Origin of the sequence: Streptomyces sp. NBC_00775 (genome assembly GCF_036347135.1) — a bacterium.
Lineage (GTDB): Bacteria > Actinomycetota > Actinomycetes > Streptomycetales > Streptomycetaceae > Streptomyces > Streptomyces lutosisoli.
In genome coordinates this window covers 2,542,169-2,560,075 of record NZ_CP108938.1, presented here as the reverse complement: position 1 = coordinate 2,560,075, position 17,907 = coordinate 2,542,169, and the positions used below count along the sequence as shown (strand labels likewise).

9 protein-coding genes are annotated in these 17,907 nt (G+C 71.8%); 6 read left to right on the top strand and 3 right to left on the bottom strand.

The window, feature by feature from the left end:
• Positions 1–57: 57 nt before the first annotated feature.
• A complete protein-coding gene (locus OIC96_RS11365; protein WP_330307958.1) occupies positions 58–3,873 on the top strand; it encodes a CHAT domain-containing protein in 3,816 nt (1,271 codons plus the stop codon).
• Between the two features lie 22 nt (positions 3,874–3,895).
• Here OIC96_RS11365 and OIC96_RS11360 read toward each other — a convergent pair whose 3' ends face one another.
• Positions 3,896–5,425 carry a helix-turn-helix domain-containing protein gene (locus OIC96_RS11360; protein WP_330307959.1) on the bottom strand — a complete coding sequence of 510 codons (1,530 nt, stop codon included), beginning with the start codon at positions 5,423–5,425 and terminating at the stop codon, positions 3,896–3,898.
• 89 nt (positions 5,426–5,514) lie between these two features.
• Positions 5,515–9,963, bottom strand: coding sequence for a hypothetical protein (locus OIC96_RS11355; RefSeq protein WP_330307960.1), 4,449 nt, complete (start codon positions 9,961–9,963; stop codon positions 5,515–5,517).
• Between the two features lie 555 nt (positions 9,964–10,518).
• Here OIC96_RS11355 and acnA point away from each other — a divergent pair.
• From acnA to OIC96_RS11340, 3 genes are all read left to right on the top strand, one after another.
• On the top strand, positions 10,519–13,233 hold the full coding sequence (gene acnA / locus OIC96_RS11350; protein ID WP_330307961.1) for an aconitate hydratase AcnA: 2,715 nt from the start codon (positions 10,519–10,521) through the stop codon (positions 13,231–13,233).
• 169 nt (positions 13,234–13,402) lie between these two features.
• Positions 13,403–14,128 (top strand): response regulator transcription factor, encoded by a 726-nt coding sequence (locus OIC96_RS11345; RefSeq protein WP_330307962.1) that lies wholly within the window; start codon positions 13,403–13,405, stop codon positions 14,126–14,128.
• Complete coding sequence (locus OIC96_RS11340) at positions 14,125–15,729, top strand: sensor histidine kinase (protein ID WP_330307963.1); 1,605 nt, start codon at positions 14,125–14,127, stop codon at positions 15,727–15,729. The genes OIC96_RS11345 and OIC96_RS11340 overlap by 4 nt, the downstream gene beginning before the upstream one ends.
• Before the next feature lie 290 nt (positions 15,730–16,019).
• Here the strand turns inward: OIC96_RS11340 and OIC96_RS11335 are convergent, their stop codons facing one another.
• The gene (locus OIC96_RS11335; protein ID WP_330307964.1) at positions 16,020–16,403 is read right to left on the bottom strand and encodes a hypothetical protein; all 384 of its coding nucleotides are present in this window, start codon (positions 16,401–16,403) and stop codon (positions 16,020–16,022) included.
• 222 nt (positions 16,404–16,625) lie between these two features.
• On the opposite strand from OIC96_RS11335, the gene OIC96_RS11330 reads away from it, so the two are divergent.
• Together OIC96_RS11330 and OIC96_RS11325 are read left to right on the top strand one after the other, a co-directional pair.
• Positions 16,626–17,447 (top strand): DUF3500 domain-containing protein, encoded by an 822-nt coding sequence (locus OIC96_RS11330; protein WP_330307965.1) that lies wholly within the window; start codon positions 16,626–16,628, stop codon positions 17,445–17,447.
• On the top strand, positions 17,371–17,706 hold the full coding sequence (locus tag OIC96_RS11325; protein ID WP_330462167.1) for a DUF3500 domain-containing protein: 336 nt from the start codon (positions 17,371–17,373) through the stop codon (positions 17,704–17,706). The genes OIC96_RS11330 and OIC96_RS11325 overlap by 77 nt, the downstream gene beginning before the upstream one ends.
• Positions 17,707–17,907: the final 201 nt, after the last annotated feature.

Genomic DNA, 17,907 nt, shown 5'->3' with positions numbered 1-17,907 from the left:
CGCGGTGAGCCGGCCCTTGGAGACACGGGGACGAGGCAGGCGCACGGCGGGGGGCCGATGGTCAGCGAAGCGCGACAGGGCGACGACGGCACTGGGTCGGCGGAGCTGCGGGAGAAGGCGACCGGCGCCGTTCTGGAGGCCCGACGGCTGCTGAACGTCTCGGGAGCCCGGCCGTCCGCCGAGAGTCTGGGGCCGGTGATCGACCAGTTGGCCGGTGTCGAGGCCGCGTTGGCGAGGAAGAACGAGGATTTCTCCACCGTCTTCGTGCACTTGGGCCGCCTGCTCGGGGCGCGTTGCCTGAACGGGAAGGAAAGCGCGACGTTCGATTCCGGGGAGCGGGCGGAAGCGCTACGGCGCCTGCGGTGGGCGGACCGCATCGGGCCGTCGGCCAACCCGCTGGTGGTGGAGGCCCGGATGATGCTGATCTTCCTGCTCGCGCCCTGGGCCCTGCCCCGCACCGACGGCACCCGCACCGCCCTCTTGGACGCGCTGCTCGCCGCCGCCGACCAACGGGTGCTGACCGAGTCGTTGCTCCGGGATCTCACCGAGGCCAAGGACGTGGTCGACCGCATCGCCGAGGCCCCGCTCGGCCCGGAGTTCCAGCGGCAGACCGCGAGAGTCAAGCGGGACATCGAGCAGATGCTCGCCGCCGGCTCCGCTTACCCCGACACGACGGAGGAGACGGCAGCGGCGGCTGCCAGGGCCGCGGCTCCCGAGGCGGCGACCACGGGCACGGCGGTACCCGGCCACGACCAGGACACCGTTGCCCCCGATGACGCCGACGCCCCCGAGAGCGCGCTGCTCGACGCAGTCCGCGGCTTGGTGGCCCTGGCCGGCTCACGCAGCACGCCGCAGTTCACCCGCGTCCTGGTCTGGCTGGTCAACGCGTTGCGGCCGCAGACCGGCGGTCACGACGGCGAGATCCTGGAGCTGGACCCGGAAGTCGCAGCGCTGCTGCGCCGGGCCGCCGCCGGCAGCGGAGCTGGCGCCGACGGCGTCCGCGGCGGCGCCGACCTGGCACTGCGAGCGCTCCGCGCGTTGCCACCGGACGCACCCGAGCGGGCCCGGACCGCTCGGCTCCACGCCTACCTGCTGGTCGCGGCGGAGCTCCTGGAGCCCGGATCGGTCGACTTCTCCACGGCGGAGCGGCCCACGCCAGAACCGGGCGGCGACGGCGGCAACCCCTTGGACGACTGGCCGGTCAGCCTCACCCTGGAACCGGGTCTGGTCGCCTATCTCGACAGTCATCACGGCCATCTGCGGGCCTTCGCTGCCCACCTCGGCGTCCGCGAGCGGCGCTTCGCGGCATACTTCGACCGGCTGCTGGCCTACCGAACCGGTGATCCCGGCTACCTGGAGGACGCCGCCACCCTGCTCAGGGAGGCGGTCGACGCGAGCCCCGCGGATTCCTGGTGGGCCCTGGCCCTGCAAGCGGAGCTGGCAGAGGTCCTGGGGCAGGCCGCCTCGCTCGGCGGCAGCTTCCACGACGCCGACGTCTCCCTGGCCACCATGCGAGGGCTGGCCGCCACCCTCGAACGCGACGGCTCGCTGCCGCCCGACGCGCCGTTCAGCCTCAGCCTCGCGCTCTCCACCGCCGACGGTGAACTGAGCCACGCGCAGCGCACCGGAAACCACGAGGCGCTGCCGCGTCTGATCGACGAACTCCGTGGCCGGTACGCCGCCCTGCCACCGGACAGCAGCTGGCGCGGCGAGTTGGCGAAGCGGCTGAGCCGGCTCGAGGAGCTGCGCGGGGACACGCAGGAGGCCACCGGGCGCGCTCTGCCCGGAGCGGCCGGAGCAGCCGGAGCGGCCCGGACGGGAGACCACGCCGCCGAGCGAGAGGTCGCCTCCGAGCGAGAGCTTCTGGAACGCGAACTCGCGGAAATCCGCCGCGAGTCCGACAAACCGCAGGTCTACCACGAGCAGGAGTACGACCGGCGCGCCAGGCTCGGCCTGCGGCTGCTCCTCGCCGTCGTGCGCGGCGATGACGACCCGGCGCTCCTGGACGAGGCCATCGCCGAGCTGACCCGCGTCCGCGTCCTGCTCGCCGAGGGGCGTGGCCGGACGCAGTGCGTGGACGTCCTGACGAAGCTGGCCGAGGCCCACATGATGCGCGCCGCTCGGGGCGGCCCGCGTGCCGACGACGACAGGCGGGCGTTCGTGGAGATCACCCGCGAGGCGCTGGACGAACTGGCCGCCGACGTCCTGCTCCAGATCGGCGCCGACCACGGCCTGTCGTCGGCCCTCAACGGCGCCCTGCTGTCGCGGCGACTGGCATTCGTCGCCTTCCTCACCCACCGGCCGGCCGACGCGGTGGCCGATCTGGAGAGGGGACGTGCCCTGGTGCTCCAGGCCGCCGACGCGTCCCGGAGCATCCCCGAGCGCCTCGACGCCGCCGGTCACCCCGAACTGGCCCGGAAGTGGCGGGCCCAGGTACCCCCAGCCCCTCTGCGGCCCAAGACCCATCACGCACCGCCCCCGCCGGCCGGCGGCCCGCCGATCCCCAGCGGCCTGCGGCGCGGGGCACTGACCGCGCTGGGCGTCCGCCCCGGTGCCGGAGAAGGCTCAGGCACCCGGCAGTTGGTGGGCATCGCGGATGTCGCCGAGCTGACCGCCGGCCTCGCCGCCACGGGCACCGACGCGTTGGTCTACCTGATCCCCGGCACGCCCCTGCCCAGTCGCTCGTTCCCTGGCCACGCGCTGATCCTGCGCCCCGGCGCCGGTCCCGCCATACTTCCCCTGCCGGAGTTGCTGACCTCGGACAGCCCGCCGCTGGAGCGTTACTTCTTCGCCGCGGCGGAACGCTCCCGGTCGCTCGCCGACCCGGCCATGAGCGCGTCGTGGAGGGCCGCCTACGAGGTGGAGTGGCAGGCCGCGCTGTCCGCGGTGTGCGACTGGGCCTGGAAGGCGGTGATGGGCCCGGTGCTCTCGGCCGTGCGCCCGGTACTGGCGGCGCGGTGGCCGCTGGCCCGGCCCCCGCGGATCGTGCTGGTGCCATGCGGCCGGCTCGGCGCCGTCCCGTGGCACGCCGCGCGCATCCGGGGTCTCGGCCAGCACGGCCACCGGTACGCCTGCCAGGAGGCCGTCCTCAGCTACGCCCCGTCCGGCACCCAGTTCCTGGCCGCGGCCACCCGGCGGCGGATGCCTCCAGCCACCGGGCGGCAGGTGCTCGTCGCCGACCCGGAACTGACCCTCCCCTGGGCCGAGGTGGAGACGGCCGCGCTGCGTGCCGCCTGCTACCCCGACGCGCTCTGTTACGGCGAGTTCGTCACCACCGGCGAGGTACCGGACGCCGCGGGCACGCCGGCGGAACTGCTCGCCGTGCTGCCCGGCGGCGCGTCGCCGGCGTCCTTGGTCCACCTGTCCTGCCACGCCATCGCCGCACCGCGCCCCACCGACTCCGCGCTGTGGCTGGCCGGCCCGCCCGGCGCGAGCCAGGACGCCGGCCGGCTCACCGTGGCCGGCATCCTCGACGGCGCCGCCGGCCGCCGGACGGACACCGCCGGCCCGTTGGTGGTGCTCAGCGCCTGTGAGACAGACCTGAGCACGCGCCATCACGACGAGGCGTTGACCCTTGCCACCGCGCTGGTCGCGGGCGGCGCCGCCGACGTCGTGGGGTCCCGCTGGGCGGTGCGTGACGGTCCGACCGCCGTGATGATGGCGGTCTTCCACCACCACCTCACCACCGGCGCGCTGGCCCCGCCGGATGCCCTGCGCGCCGCCCAGCTGTGGATGCTCAACCCGCACCGCGAGCTCCCCGACACCCTGGACGGCCCCCTCCGCCGCGAGGCCACCCGCCCCGACCTCCACCGCCTCCATCACTGGGCCGCCTTCACCCACCAGGGCAACCCGGCGTCCGCGCGGACGGGGTGAGGGCCCCGAGGGGGGCCGCCTCTCAGATGTCCCGGAAGATCTCGATCTGCGCGCCGATCGAGTTGAGCCGCTCGGCGAGGTCCTCGTAGCCCCGGTTGATGACGTACACGTTCCGCAGCACGGACGTGCCGTCGGCCGCCATCATGGCCAGCAGGACGACCACGGCGGGCCGCAGCGCGGGCGGGCACATCATCTCGGCGGCGCGCCAGCGGGTCGGGCCCTCGACCAGCACGCGGTGCGGGTCGAGGAGTTGGAGCCGGCCGCCGAGGCGGTTGAGGTCCGTGAGGTAGATCGCGCGGTTGTCGTAGACCCAGTCGTGGATCAGCGTCTTGCCCTGCGCGGAGGCCGCGATGGCCGCGAAGAACGGGACGTTGTCGATGTTCAGGCCCGGGAACGGCATCGGGTGGATCTTGTCGATCGGCGCCTCCAGCTTGGAGGGCCGGACGGTCAGGTCCACCAGGCGCGTACGGCCGTTGTCGGCGAAGTACTCCGGAGTGCGGTCGTGGTCGAGGCCCATCTCCTCCAGGACCGCGAGCTCGATCTCCAGGAACTCGATCGGCACCCGGCGCACCGTCAGCTCCGACTCGGTGACCACGGCGGCGGCGAGCAGGCTCATCGCCTCGACCGGGTCCTCGGACGGCGAGTAGTCCACGTCCACGTCGATGTTCGGCACGCCGTGCACGGTGAGCGTGGTCGTGCCGATGCCGTCCACCCGTACGCCCAGGGCCTCCAGGAAGAAGCACAGGTCCTGGACCATGTAGTTGGAGGAGGCGTTGCGGATGACGGTCACGCCCTCGTGGCGGGCGGCGGCGAGCAGCGCGTTCTCGGTCACCGTGTCGCCGCGCTCGGTCAGCACGATCGGGCGGCCGGGGACGACCGAGCGGTCCACCTGGGCGTGGTACAGGCCCTCGGTGGCGGCGATGTCGAGCCCGAACCGGCGCAGCGCGATCATGTGCGGCTCGATCGTCCTGGTCCCCAGGTCGCAACCGCCCGCGTACGGCAGCTTGAAGTGGTCCATGCGGTGCAGCAGCGGGCCGAGGAACATGATGATGGACCGCGTACGACGCGCGGCCTCGGCGTCGATCGCCTCCATCTCCAGCTCGCCCGGCGGCACGATCTCCAGGTCGACCCCGTCGTTGATCCACCGGGTGCGGACGCCGATCGAACCGAGCACCTCCAGCAGGCGGTACACCTCTTCGATGCGGGCCACGCGGCGCAGTACCGTGCGCCCCTTGTTGAGGAGCGTCGCGCACAGCAGCGCCACGCACGCGTTCTTGCTGGTCTTGACGTCGATCGAGCCGGACAGACGACGCCCGCCCACGACACGCAGATGCATCGGACCCGCATAGCCCAGAGAGACGATTTCGCTGTCCAGGGCTTCGCCGATTCGGGCGATCATCTCAAGGCTGATGTTTTGGTTGCCGCGCTCGATGCGATTGACGGCGCTCTGGCTGGTGCCGAGCGCCTCGGCGAGCTGCGACTGTGTCCAGCCCCGGTGCTGCCGGGCGTCACGGATGAGCTTGCCGATACGTACGAGGTAGTCGTCTGCCATGGCGCGACCGTATATCGGATGTGAGATAAAGAAAAATGGAGTGCGTCCTTCCGAGTGGGGGTGCTCAGGCAGTGGCCATCACGGGCCGGTCACAGGGGAGTTCGGGCGCTGTGCTCCAGCAGTGCGGCGACGGTGGTGGTGCAGCCGGGCCGCAGCCAGTTGACGTCACCGCCGGTGAGTGCCGCGAAGAGACGCTTCCATGACGGTTCATCGATATTGAGGAGTTTTGTCGCAAGTTCCGCCACTTCGTCGGTGGCCTCCCTCACAAAGGCGCGCACGGCGTCGGGGAGTTCGCGGCGTACGGCGCCCTCGGCCAGGTAGTGGAGAACGCCTGCCGCCCCCGAGGCGTGATGGACCAGGTCGGCGCCGGTGATCAGGCCGTGCTCGCCGAGGAAGTCGAACATCGCGCTCCGCGTGGCACGGCTGCCCGCGCGGTGGCGGTGCGCCACGGCGGCGCGAGCGCAGTCGGGGCCGCGGCCGATGGCGGCGCGGTCGCGCAGCCGCTCCCAGGTCATGCTCGCCGCCGTGACCGCGTCGGGCGCGTCCGGCAGATCGCCGAGCGCACTCCACACGGCGGACGAGAAGGGCTCCTGTTCGTGCGCTTTGAGCAGTACGTCCCAATCGCGCATGTACGGCAGTTCGAGGACGCGGACCGGCTCGCCGTACTCCACGCACGCCCGCAGCCGCGTCACCAGCCGCTCCGGCCCCAGCTCGCGGTCGAGCCGGTCGTCGATCACGGCGTCCGGGTCGGCCGACTCCAGCGCCTTGACGGCGAACTTCGCCGCGGCGGGCTTGAGCAGCCCTCGCTCGGCCAGCGACCGCAGCTGGTCCCGGCCGCCGTACCGCAGTGAGGCACGCGCGGCGAGCAGATGGTCCAGCAGCGGGCGCCGCTTCCCCCAGGAGGCGAGCGCGTGTTCGACTATCTCGGGGTCGGCGGCTTCGAGCTGAACGCGCTGGCGGTGCTCCGAACCCGTCACGAGGTACGACGACTTCAGGAGCGTCTCCCGCAGCTCCGGCGCGAGCGGCACGAGGTCGCCCGGGCCCTCGGCCACACGACCGCGCGGCCGGCGGGAAAGGATCATCCGGCGGACCGCGACGGAGGCCGGGCCGTTGAACGCGTTCCCGTACAGGGCCGCGTTGACGCCGGGGTCGTCCAGACCGAGGAGCCGCAGTTGCAGCGCACGGTCGCGGTACAGCTCGCGCCACGACCGGGTGAGGGCGAGCAGCGCGGCCCGGTCGTCCGCGACGAAGAGATACGTCACGAGGTCGTCCGGCAGGAAGGAGCTCGCGCACGCGTGCTCGGTCAGCGCGACCGTCGCGTCGGGACCGAGCAACGGCATCACGGCCGTCAGGGCGGCGACGTCCGCGTGCAGCAGGAGCCGCCCGCCCAGCGGAGTGAAACAGGTGGCGTCCCTCCCGGAGTCGCCCTCGGAGAGCACCTCACCGAAGGTCCGGTCGGCCCAGCCGTTGTTCATCGCCGACAGGGCGCGCACCCAGCGCCCGGTGTCGGTGCCGAGCCGCTCGGCGACCAGAGCGCGGGCGGCCCGCAGCTGCGGCTCCTCCGCGTGGTGCGTACGCCACTGCTTGGGCACGGGATTCATCTCGCGCGCGGGCGTGCGGGCGACCAGCTCGCTCGGGGCGACGAATCCGTGCCGGTAGTCGTCCAGGGCGGAGAGCGGGATACCGCGGCGCTCCTTGGGAACCAGCGGCTCCCCGGTGGTGGAGGAGTTGTGGGCGGCGCAGGCCTCGATCAGCCAGTCGGGGCGTTCGACGCCGGGGACGCTGTAGGGGGCGGCGTCCGCCAGGGTGCGCAGGACGCCGGCGCCGGTGGGCAGGGGCGAGCCCGGCACGAGCGTACGCAGCAGATGCACCGCGGCCTGGGTCGACAGGGGCTCCAACTCCTCCCGCAGGGCGCGCTCTTCCGCCGGTGTGAGCCGGGGGGCGGCCGCGACGGGTTTCAACTCCGCCGCCACACGAGCGAGTTCACCCGCATCGCGGCGGGCCAGCTCCGCCGCGTCGGGCCGGGGCCCCGCCACCTGCGCGGCCACCTGGATCAGTTCGGCGAGCGTCCCGGCGTACGTGCCCACCAGGCCGAGCGCGACGACCCAGCCCTCCGGATGGCCCGCCAGGTGTTCCCGTACGAGTTCCGCGGTGTACCGGCGCGCCCGCCCGGCCACGGCGTCGTCGAAGTGCCGCAGGCTCCCCAGCACCTCGTGGGCGGGGTGGGCGGTGTCGACCAGCCGCTCGGGATCCACGAAACCGCCTTCGACCGCCCGGGTGAACCACTGCCACCCCGGGTACGGCGTGGAGCGCAGCAGCTCGACCGGATCGGCTCCATGGTCCTTGGAGTCGAGCCACTGGTTGACGTTCACCACGGTGAGCGCCTCCCGGGCCGCCTCGTCGACGTCCTCGTGGCGCAGCAGCTCGGCGAGCGGCTCCGGCTGGAAGGGCACTTTGCGGTGCGAGGCCGCCAGACGGGTGAAGTCGTAGGCGTACGGCTCGTGGACGAGCGTGTACACCAGACGCCGGGTGGCGTTGCGTCCGCGCGGCTCCGTGAGGATGCCGCACAGGGTGTCCGGGTCGTCGAAGGGGTGGAGGTCCTCCCTCAACCGGCCCAAGTCGCCTGTGGCGGCGGCCCGTTCCAGCACGGGATGGGCGGTGAGGACGTCCTCCGGGAACAGGCCGAGCAGCCGGCGCACCCCTTCCTCCCCGGCGCGCTCCCAGACCCGTACGACGGCGTAGTGCTGCCCGTCCTCGCTCAGGAACCGCCAGGCGTGGTGGACGAGTTCGGGGTCCCCACTGGTGACGAGCGGCGTCCGCCGGTGCTTGTGGGTCTCGCCGAGCAGCTCGGCGCGCAGCCCCGCGTCGAGCGGGACGGGCTCGGTGCGGCCCGGAGTGCGCGGGACGCCCGAGGCGATCGCGCGGCACAGCGAGAGCGTGACCTTCTGATGACGGAACACGGCGGCGTTGACGGCCGGTTCGTCCAGCTCGGTGAGCCGGCGCAGTTCGCGCACGCCGAGCGCGACATTGCCGCCGATGGCGGCCACCACGCGCGGATCGCCCGCCGCGAGCGCGGTGCCGAGGGCGTGCGGCGGCAGCGAGCCCTTGCCGAGCAACGCCGTCAGCAGCTCATCGGGCAGCCGTGGCAGCAGCCTGCTCAGATCGCCCGGCTCGGTGGCGTACAGCAGAAAGCGGTACGGCTTCGTCAGCGCCGGAGGCTTGGCCGAACCGGCGAGCGGCTCGCCGTCGGCGATGGCCGCGAGCAGGGCGGCGAGCGTGCCCTTGTACCGGGACAGGGTGGTCCGCAGCGTGGCCCAGTGCCCCGGGTCGGCCCCGAGCCGCCGGTGCAGGGACTCGCGCAGGGGCCCGGACGGGCCGAGCTCGGCGAGGGCGGTGGCGGCGGTGCGGGCGGGGGTGACGGTGTCGAGGATGAGGGAGGAGAGGGAGGAGAGGTCTTCGTCCGAAGGGGCGGCGATGTCGGGCTCGTCCGGGCGACCGACGGCACCGGCTTGGTCGGCGCGGGCGTCGGTACCGGTGCCCGCGCCGTCCGGGCCGACGGAGTGATCGGCTCCGTCGGCGCTCAACGCCGTGCAGATCCGCACCAGTTCGGGATGGCCCGGAGTCCCGGCGGCGGCCCGTACCAGCGCCGCACAGGGCCGGGCGACCCCGGCCACGACCGTCGGGTGGGTGCGGTACAGCTCCGCGAGCACCGGCTCGGGGCATTCGGGCCGCTGGGCGAGGAACCGTACGGCGGCCTCGGGCAGCGGATCCGCGAGGTGCGCGGAGACGAGCGCGTCCCACTCGAAGGCCCGGCGCCAGTGCGGCTCGGCCTCGCTTGCGCGCAGGCCCGCGACCAGACCCTCGGCGCCCTCGGCCGCGGCGACGGCGGCCCGCAGTGCGGCGCCGTCCGTGCCGAGCGCGGCGCCTGCCTGTTCGGCGACCGCCGGACGCAGTGGCGCGTCCGCGCTGCCGAGCAGAGCCCGCAGCCGATCCGGGTGGTCCAACAGGCCCAGCACACCCCGGAGTTGCTCGGCACTGGTCATCGCCCGACCACAGACACGCAACGCGTGCTCGACCACCTCGGGCGCGTCGCTGACCACCCCGGCGGCCACGAAGTGCGCGATGGCGGGCAACTCCCGCTGGGTGGAGAGGATCCGCTCACTGAGCGGCGCGAGAGCGGCCGGATCCGCGTGGCGCCCCGGCGTGAGGACGAGACGGCGCATCCACGGCCGCGCCGAGCGATGCTCGTACACCTGCCGGTCGGTGACCGGGTCCGGGCGTTCGAGCAGCGTGGCCAGATCGTCCGCGGTCACGCCCTCGGCCCTGATCAGTGCGCGGCGCACCAGCGGATCCGGATCCCGGGCCGCGTTCGCCCGCGCCTCGGCGGACAGCGGGACCCAGGTCAGATAACGCGGCTCCGCCTCCCCGAGCCGCCGCCGCATCCGCCCGGCCTCACCCGGTTCGCCCCCGGCGAGGAGCAGGGCGAGCAGATGGGCGCCCCGGTAGTCGTAGCCGCTTGTCGTCGAGTCCGCTGCCACGGATCGTCCCCCTGCGCACGTCGTCCGCGTACGCCATGCGCGTACGCCGCCTGTGTTCGTCACCGTTGCCGTGCCCACTTCATCACAGGGGCCTGTGACACCCGAAGGTCACCGCCCCCGCCGCCCCTACCCGTCCCATCCCTTCTGGGGCTCCGCCCCAGACCCCGTTGGGTTGTGTGTCGGGTGCTGGTGGGTGGGGGCTGGTCGCGCAGTTCCCCGCGCCCCTAAAAGACCGCCGGTCCGCCCCGGGTGCTTTTAAGGGGCGCGGGGAACTGCGCGACCAGCCCCCACCCACCCGCAGCCAAAGAACTCACCCCGCCGCAGGTGTGTGGAGGACGAAACACGGGACACCCGGGGGAGGCCGGGCATGACCAGCCCGCCCCCATGTACTAGAGTTATCTCGACATCGAGATATCTGCCGAGGCGCACCGCAGCCGCACGCATCATCGGTCTGGCAGTAAGGGTTACCTAACTTAGCCTTACCTTAGCGGATCGGCCAAGACGTCGTGGCGGCAGGATGCGGTGGGAACGCGCACATCAATGAAGGAGACTGTCGTGTCGGCGAACAGCTTCGACGCCCGCAGCACGCTGCAGGTGGGCGACGAGTCGTACGAGATCTTCCGGCTGGACAAGGTGGAAGGCTCGGCTCGCCTTCCGTACAGCCTGAAGGTGCTGCTGGAGAACCTGCTCCGCACCGAGGACGGCGCGAACATCACCGCCGACCACATCCGGGCCCTCGGCGGCTGGGACTCGCAGGCCCAGCCCAGCCAGGAGATCCAGTTCACGCCGGCCCGCGTGATCATGCAGGACTTCACCGGCGTGCCCTGTGTCGTCGACCTCGCCACCATGCGTGAGGCCGTCAAGGAGCTCGGCGGCGACCCGGCGAAGATCAACCCGCTGGCCCCGGCCGAGCTGGTCATCGACCACTCTGTCATCGCCGACAAGTTCGGCACCAACGACGCGTTCGCGCAGAACGTCGAGCTTGAGTACGGCCGCAACAAGGAGCGCTACCAGTTCCTGCGCTGGGGCCAGACCGCCTTCGACGAGTTCAAGGTCGTCCCGCCGGGCACCGGCATCGTCCACCAGGTGAACATCGAGCACCTGGCGCGTACGGTCATGGTGCGCAACGGCCAGGCGTACCCCGACACCCTCGTCGGTACGGACTCGCACACCACCATGGTCAACGGTCTGGGTGTCCTGGGCTGGGGCGTCGGCGGTATCGAGGCCGAGGCCGCGATGCTCGGCCAGCCGGTCTCCATGCTCATCCCGCGCGTCGTCGGCTTCAAGCTCACCGGTGAGCTGCCCGCCGGCACCACCGCCACGGACCTCGTGCTCACGATCACCGAGATGCTGCGCAAGCACGGCGTCGTCGGCAAGTTCGTCGAGTTCTACGGCGAGGGTGTGGCCGCGACCTCCCTCGCGAACCGCGCCACCATCGGCAACATGTCGCCGGAGTTCGGTTCCACCGCCGCGATCTTCCCGATCGACGACGAGACCCTGAAGTACCTGCGCCTGACCGGCCGTGACGAGCAGCAGGTCGCGCTCGTCGAGGCGTACGCCAAGGAGCAGGGCCTCTGGCTCGACCCGGCCGCCGAGCCCGACTTCTCCGAGAAGCTGGAGCTCGACCTCTCCACGGTCGTCCCGTCGATCGCCGGCCCGAAGCGCCCGCAGGACCGGATCATCCTCGCCAACGCCTCGCAGCAGTTCGCGCAGGACGTCCGCAACTACGTGGACGAGGACGACGAGGCGGGCAAGGAGTCCTTCCCGGCCTCCGACTCCCCGGCCGCCGCCAACGGCGTACCGACCCGTCCGACCACGGTCACCGCCCCCGACGGCTCGACCTACGAGATCGACCACGGTGCGGTGACGGTCGCGGCCATCACCTCCTGCACCAACACCTCGAACCCGTACGTCATGGTCGCCGCCGCGCTCGTCGCGAAGAAGGCCGTGGAGAAGGGCCTGACCCGCAAGCCCTGGGTCAAGACCACCCTCGCGCCCGGCTCCAAGGTCGTCACCGACTACTTCGACAAGGCGGGGCTCACCCCCTACCTCGACAAGGTCGGCTTCAACCTCGTCGGCTACGGCTGCACCACCTGCATCGGCAACTCCGGCCCGCTGCCGGAGGAGGTCTCCAAGGCGGTCAACGAGCACGACCTGGCCGTGACGTCGGTGCTCTCCGGCAACCGCAACTTCGAGGGCCGGATCAACCCCGACGTCAAGATGAACTACCTGGCCTCCCCGCCGCTGGTCGTCGCGTACGCCCTCGCGGGCTCCATGAAGGTGGACATCACCCGCGACGCCCTCGGCACCGACCAGGACGGCAAGCCGGTCTTCCTGGCCGACATCTGGCCCTCCGAGGCCGAGGTCAACGACGTCGTGGCGAACGCCATCGGCGAGGACATGTTCAACAAGTCCTACGCCGACGTCTTCGCGGGCGACGCCCAGTGGCAGGCGCTGCCGATCCCGACCGGCAACACCTTCGAGTGGGACGCGCAGTCGACGTACGTCCGCAAGCCCCCGTACTTCGAGGGCATGACGATGGAGACCACCCTGGTCTCGGACATCGCCGGCGCCCGTGTCCTCGCCAAGCTGGGCGACTCGGTCACCACCGACCACATCTCCCCGGCCGGCGCCATCAAGGCCGACACCCCGGCGGGCAAGTACCTCACCGAGCACGGCATCGAGCGGCGTGACTTCAACTCCTACGGCTCGCGCCGAGGCAACCACGAGGTCATGATCCGCGGCACCTTCGCCAACATCCGCCTGCGCAACCAGGTGGCGCCGGGCACGGAGGGCGGCTTCACCCGCGACTTCACCCAGGCCGACGCGCCGGTGTCGTTCATCTACGACGCCTCGCGCAACTACATCGAGCAGGGCATCCCGCTGGTCATCCTGGCCGGCAAGGAGTACGGCTCCGGCTCGTCCCGCGACTGGGCGGCCAAGGGCACCGCGCTGCTCGGCGTCAAGGCCGTCATCGCCGAGTCCTACGAGCGCATCCACCGCTCCAACCTCATCGGCATGGGTGTCATCCCGCTGCAGTACCCGGCGGGCCAGTCCGCCGAGTCCCTCGGCCTGACCGGCGAGGAGGCCTTCTCCATCGCCGGCATCACCGAGCTGAACGACGGCACCACCCCCGGCACGGTCAAGGTCACCACCGACACCGGTGTGGAGTTCGACGCGGTCGTCCGCATCGACACCCCCGGTGAGGCGGACTACTACCGCAACGGCGGCATCCTGCAATACGTGCTGCGCAACCTGATCCGCAACTAAGCGGTACGGCAGGGCAGTTACCAGCGGTTGAGGGCCGCACCCCCGGTGAACGGGGGTGCGGCCCTTCGCCGTTCGTCCGCGTCCTTCGCCCGTCTCGTTCCCCCGAGATCATCGGCAGGGCTCAGGTGGAACACAGGGTTCCCTCAGCGGACCGGGACACGATTACTACATGTCTGGCACTTCTGGGGTCCATGGCGGCCGCGTCCGTGTGCTGATCGTCGACGACGAGCCGGGGCTCACCGAGCTGCTGTCCGTCGCCGTGACCGAGGCGGGCTGGCGGCCCTATCCGGCGGCCGACGGGCAGAGCGCGCTGCGCGTGGCGCGCGGCTGTGCCCCGCACGCCGTCGTGCTCGACGGGATGCTGCCCGACCTGGACGGACTCCAGGTGCTGCGGCGGCTGCGGTACGAGAATCCCAGGCTGCCCGTCCTCATGCTCACCGCGCGCGACGCGCTGGAACACCGCATCGACGGGCTCGCCGCGGGCGCGGACGACTATGTGACGAAGCCGTTCTCCCTGGAGGAGGTCGTGCTGCGGCTGCGCGGGCTGCTGCGCCGCTCCGGTGCCGAGGAGCCGCAGCCCGACGGGGCGGCGCTCGTACTCGGTGATCTCGTCCTGGCCGACGAGACCCGCGAGGTGCACCGCGACGGCGTGTCCGTCCAGCTCACGGCCAAGGAGTTCGACCTGCTCCGGCTGTTGCTGAGCCATCCGCGGCAGGTGCTGAGCAAGGCCCAGATCCTCGACCACGTGTGGAGCAGCTCCTTCGACGGCGGCGGGAACCTCGTCGAGGTGTACATCTCCAGCCTGCGCCGGAAGATCGACAAGGGCCGCACCCCCATGATCCACACCGTGCGCGGGATGGGGTACGCCATCAAACCGCCGGAGGACGGGAGATGAGCCCCCGGTTCCGCGGTCGTTCGCTGACCGCCCGGCAGCCGCGGACGCAGCCCTCGGCGCGCTCGCGCGGGCAGTCCTGGTGGGCGCGTCTGCGGGGGAGGTCCCTGCGGACGCGGCTGCTCGTCTTCATCTGCGCCGCGCTGGTGGTGGTGTGCACGGCCATGGCGCTCACCACCGTCTTCGCGCAGCGCGCGTATCTGCTCGGCAACCTCGACCAGCGGGTCAGCGACGCCGCTTCGCGCAGCCAGGGCGGGGTCCGTATCGGGCCGAGCGGTGACACGGACCTCGGGTTCCTCAACGAGCAGGGGCAGCCCATCGGCACCGTCGCCGCCAGGCTCGGCGACGACGGGCAGGTCATCGCCGCCAAGGTGGTGAGCCGCGCCGGCGGGCTGGAGATTCTCAACCCTGCCCAGCGCGCGGCGCTCTCCGGCATCGAGGCCGACGGCTCGCTGCACACCAGGACCGTCCCCGGCCTCGGCACCTATCGGGTCACCGCCCTCGATGGCGGCGGTGAGCAGGCCGTCATGACGGGGCTTCCGATGGACGACGTACAGGACATGATCCGCGGCCTGGTCGTGGTGGAGGCCGTGGTGGCGGCCGCCGGGCTCACCGTGGCCGGCTGTGTCTGCGCCGTCGTCATCCGGAGGCAGCTGCGCCCGCTCGGGCGGGTCGCCGCCACGGCCGTCGAGGTGTCCCGATCCCCGCTGGGGCACGGCGAGGTCACGGCCCTCATCCGGGTACCGGAACGCGACACCGACCCGGGCAGCGAGGCAGGCCAGGTGGGCGCCGCGCTCAACCGCATGATCGACCATGTCGAGACCTCGCTGGCCGAACGCCAGCGCGGCGAGGAGGAGATGCGCCGCAGCGAGGAACGCATGCGCCGCTTCCTGGCCGACGCCAGCCATGAACTCCGTACGCCGCTCGCGTCCATCGCCGGATACGCGGAACTGATGAACCGGGGCACCCAGAAGATCGAGCCGACGATGGCCTGGCGGCGGGTCTCCGCCGAATCGGCGCGGATGACGGGCCTGGTAGAGGATCTGCTGCTGCTCGCCCGGCTCGACGAGGGACGGCCGTTGCAGTCGGCCGAGGTGGACCTCGCGGCGCTGGTCGCGGAGGCGGTGTGGGACGCGCGGGCCGCGGGCGACAGCCACAACTGGCAGCTGGCGCTGCTCCTGGACTCCCCGGCGCTGGTCGTCGGCGACGAGGCCAGACTCCATCAGGTGGTGGCCAACCTGTTGGCCAACGCCCGTGTGCACACGCCTGTTGGCACGACGGTCGTGGCCTCGGCGGAGGCGACGGACACGCACTGCACGATCCGGGTGCGCGACGACGGCCCCGGCATCCCGCCCTCGCTCCTGCCCAGGGTCTTCGAACGCTTCACCCGCGCCGACGCCTCCCGCTCCCGCGCCTCCGCCGAACACGGCGGCTCGGGTCTCGGCCTCGCCATCGCCGCGGCGATCACCACCGCCCACGGCGGCACCATACGAGTGGAAAGCGCCCCGGGCCGTACGGAGTTCACCATCGAGCTGCCGTCGGCCGAGGTCCTCACACCGGCGGCCGGGGCGGGAGGGAAGACCGCCGTCTCCCCTCGGGTGTGAACCTGAACGTGTCGCGGAACCGCCCGTCCCCGAAGCACACGGCCGGCAGCCGGGGCTCCTGAGACCGCGGCCACTCGCCGTCGGGGGACATGCCGCTCCGCAGAAGGAAGACGACGATCGGTTCGTCCGGGTCCTCGCTCAGACAGCCGAGGGCCTTGCCGTGCCGGGGACGGGTCCCGCCGGACAGGGCCGAGGGCTCCCCGAACGCGTCGCTCGCATCCGCCCGCACGCGGCCCTCGCCGGCGGCGGATCCAGCAGCAGGCGCGGCCCCGACGCGCCTCCGCACCTGCTCAGATCCACCCCATCGCCTGCCCCACCACGAACGGCACGGGGATCAGGAGCGCCATGCCCAGCCAGGACCCCACCGGGCCGCCCTCCTGGTGGGGCATCAGGATGTCCACCACCAGCACCATTCCGAGGACGAATCCCAGGCCCAGCACGGCGCCGGTGATCATGCCGAGCGCGCTGTGGGAGGTGCCCCCGTGGCAGCCGACGCCGCTGCCGCAGTGCACCGACGGGTACTTGGTCAGCAGCCAGCGCAGGCACAGCCCCGGGACGATCGCGACCAGCCCGATCAGGAGATTCGCCAGCGCGGGCGCCCACAGGCCGCGGCCGACCCTCGGGCCGCGGCCGGCACCGCTCTCGTCGTCACCACCCGTTTCAGACCTCCGCACCGGCCCGCCCTTTCCCCTTGCCCGTATTCATGTCGTTTTCACAGGTAGAGGGAGCGAGCGCGCACGAGGTTCCGGAGAACCCCAGTTGGGGCGGCGTCCCACGGGAAATACAACGGTTGTTTGTCATGCTCGGCTTCAGCTTCGCCTCAGGTTCGCCCAGAAGAGTCAGCGGCGCGCGGCCGTTCGTCATGGACGCGCCCATGACGACGGGAGCCTGTGACGATGACGGAGCTCGACACCGGGGAGCCGACAGAGCCGACGGAGCCGCAGTCGGAGCCGGGCAGGCGCGCCCACGCGAGCCGTCGCAACTTCATGCGGAAGGTCTTCTTCGCCAGCGGCGCCACTGCCGTCGCGACGATGGGCGGTGCCGGTGCCTGGCCCGCGATGGCCGACGACGGCACCACCGCGACGGCGGACGCCTCCGCCACGCCGAGCGGCGCGCCCAGCGGCGCCCCCGGCGGTGGTACCGGTGGACCCGGCAACCAGTCGATCACCGAGGAGTTCTTCGGTCTGACGACCGACGGCAAGCGGATCGACGACCTTTACACCATCCACTCCACCGGCGTTGCGACCGCACCGGTGGTCGCCGCCGCGAATGCCTTCCTGGCGGGGCTCACGGACACCCAGAAGACCGCGACGCAGTTCACCGTCCGCTCCACCGAGTGGCGGCTGTGGAACAACGTCGACTCCTACGAGCGCCAGGGCGTCACCCTCGCCGACATGACGGACGATCAGAAGGAGCTGGGCACCGCCCTGTTGAAGTCGGCTCTCAGCGCCGACGGCCTGGAGACCAGCGAGAAGATCCGCAAGATCAACCAGGCGGCCGGCGAGGCGATCGACAACACCAACTCCTTCAACGAGGACGCCTACTACTGGACGCTGATGGGCACCCCGTCGGCCACCGAGCTCTGGGGCTTCCAGTTCGACGGCCACCACCAGGTCATCAACTACTGCCCAGAAGAAGAAGCTGCTCGGCATCGTCGAGGCATTCGTCGGCCGCGCCAAGGCCGATGTCGCGAAGGTGCGGATGGCCGAGGTCCGTAAGTACATCGACGACACGTACGTGACCTGGGCGGGCGGCATCGCCGACGACTCCGCCTTCTATGTCCGGGTGCACAGCCCCGTGGTCTGGGTCGAGGTCGACTGCCAGGCTCCCGGTCCGCCGGCGGGAGCGTACGGCGCCTCGCAGGGCAGCGGCGCGACCCAGAAGCACGTGCACTCCGTCATCCGCACGCCCAACGGCAACGACTACGGAAGGGAGCTTCTTCGACAGCACTATCTGACGTCACCTCACCACCAGTGACCTGACACCGGTTTTCAGTCATCGCGAGGGCCGCACCCACCACTGTGGGGTGCGGCCTTTGTGTGTGAGCTGTGCGATCCGCTCTGGTGCGCGAGGTGTGCGGCGGGCGTTTACAGAGGTTCGAGTGCGCGCTACTTTCCGAATGAGGTGGGAGCGCTCCCATCCATGCGGACCGGAACCCGCCCCGGGAGTCGCTCCCGC

Coding starts and splice junctions, on each gene's coding strand:
- OIC96_RS11330 (WP_330307965.1), top strand. CDS start 16,626: ATGACGGAGCTCGACACCGGGGAGCCGACAGAGCCGACGGAGCCGCAG.
- OIC96_RS11360 (WP_330307959.1), bottom strand. CDS start 5,425: ATGGCAGACGACTACCTCGTACGTATCGGCAAGCTCATCCGTGACGCC.
- OIC96_RS11365 (WP_330307958.1), top strand. CDS start 58: ATGGTCAGCGAAGCGCGACAGGGCGACGACGGCACTGGGTCGGCGGAG.
- OIC96_RS11340 (WP_330307963.1), top strand. CDS start 14,125: ATGAGCCCCCGGTTCCGCGGTCGTTCGCTGACCGCCCGGCAGCCGCGG.
- OIC96_RS11345 (WP_330307962.1), top strand. CDS start 13,403: ATGTCTGGCACTTCTGGGGTCCATGGCGGCCGCGTCCGTGTGCTGATC.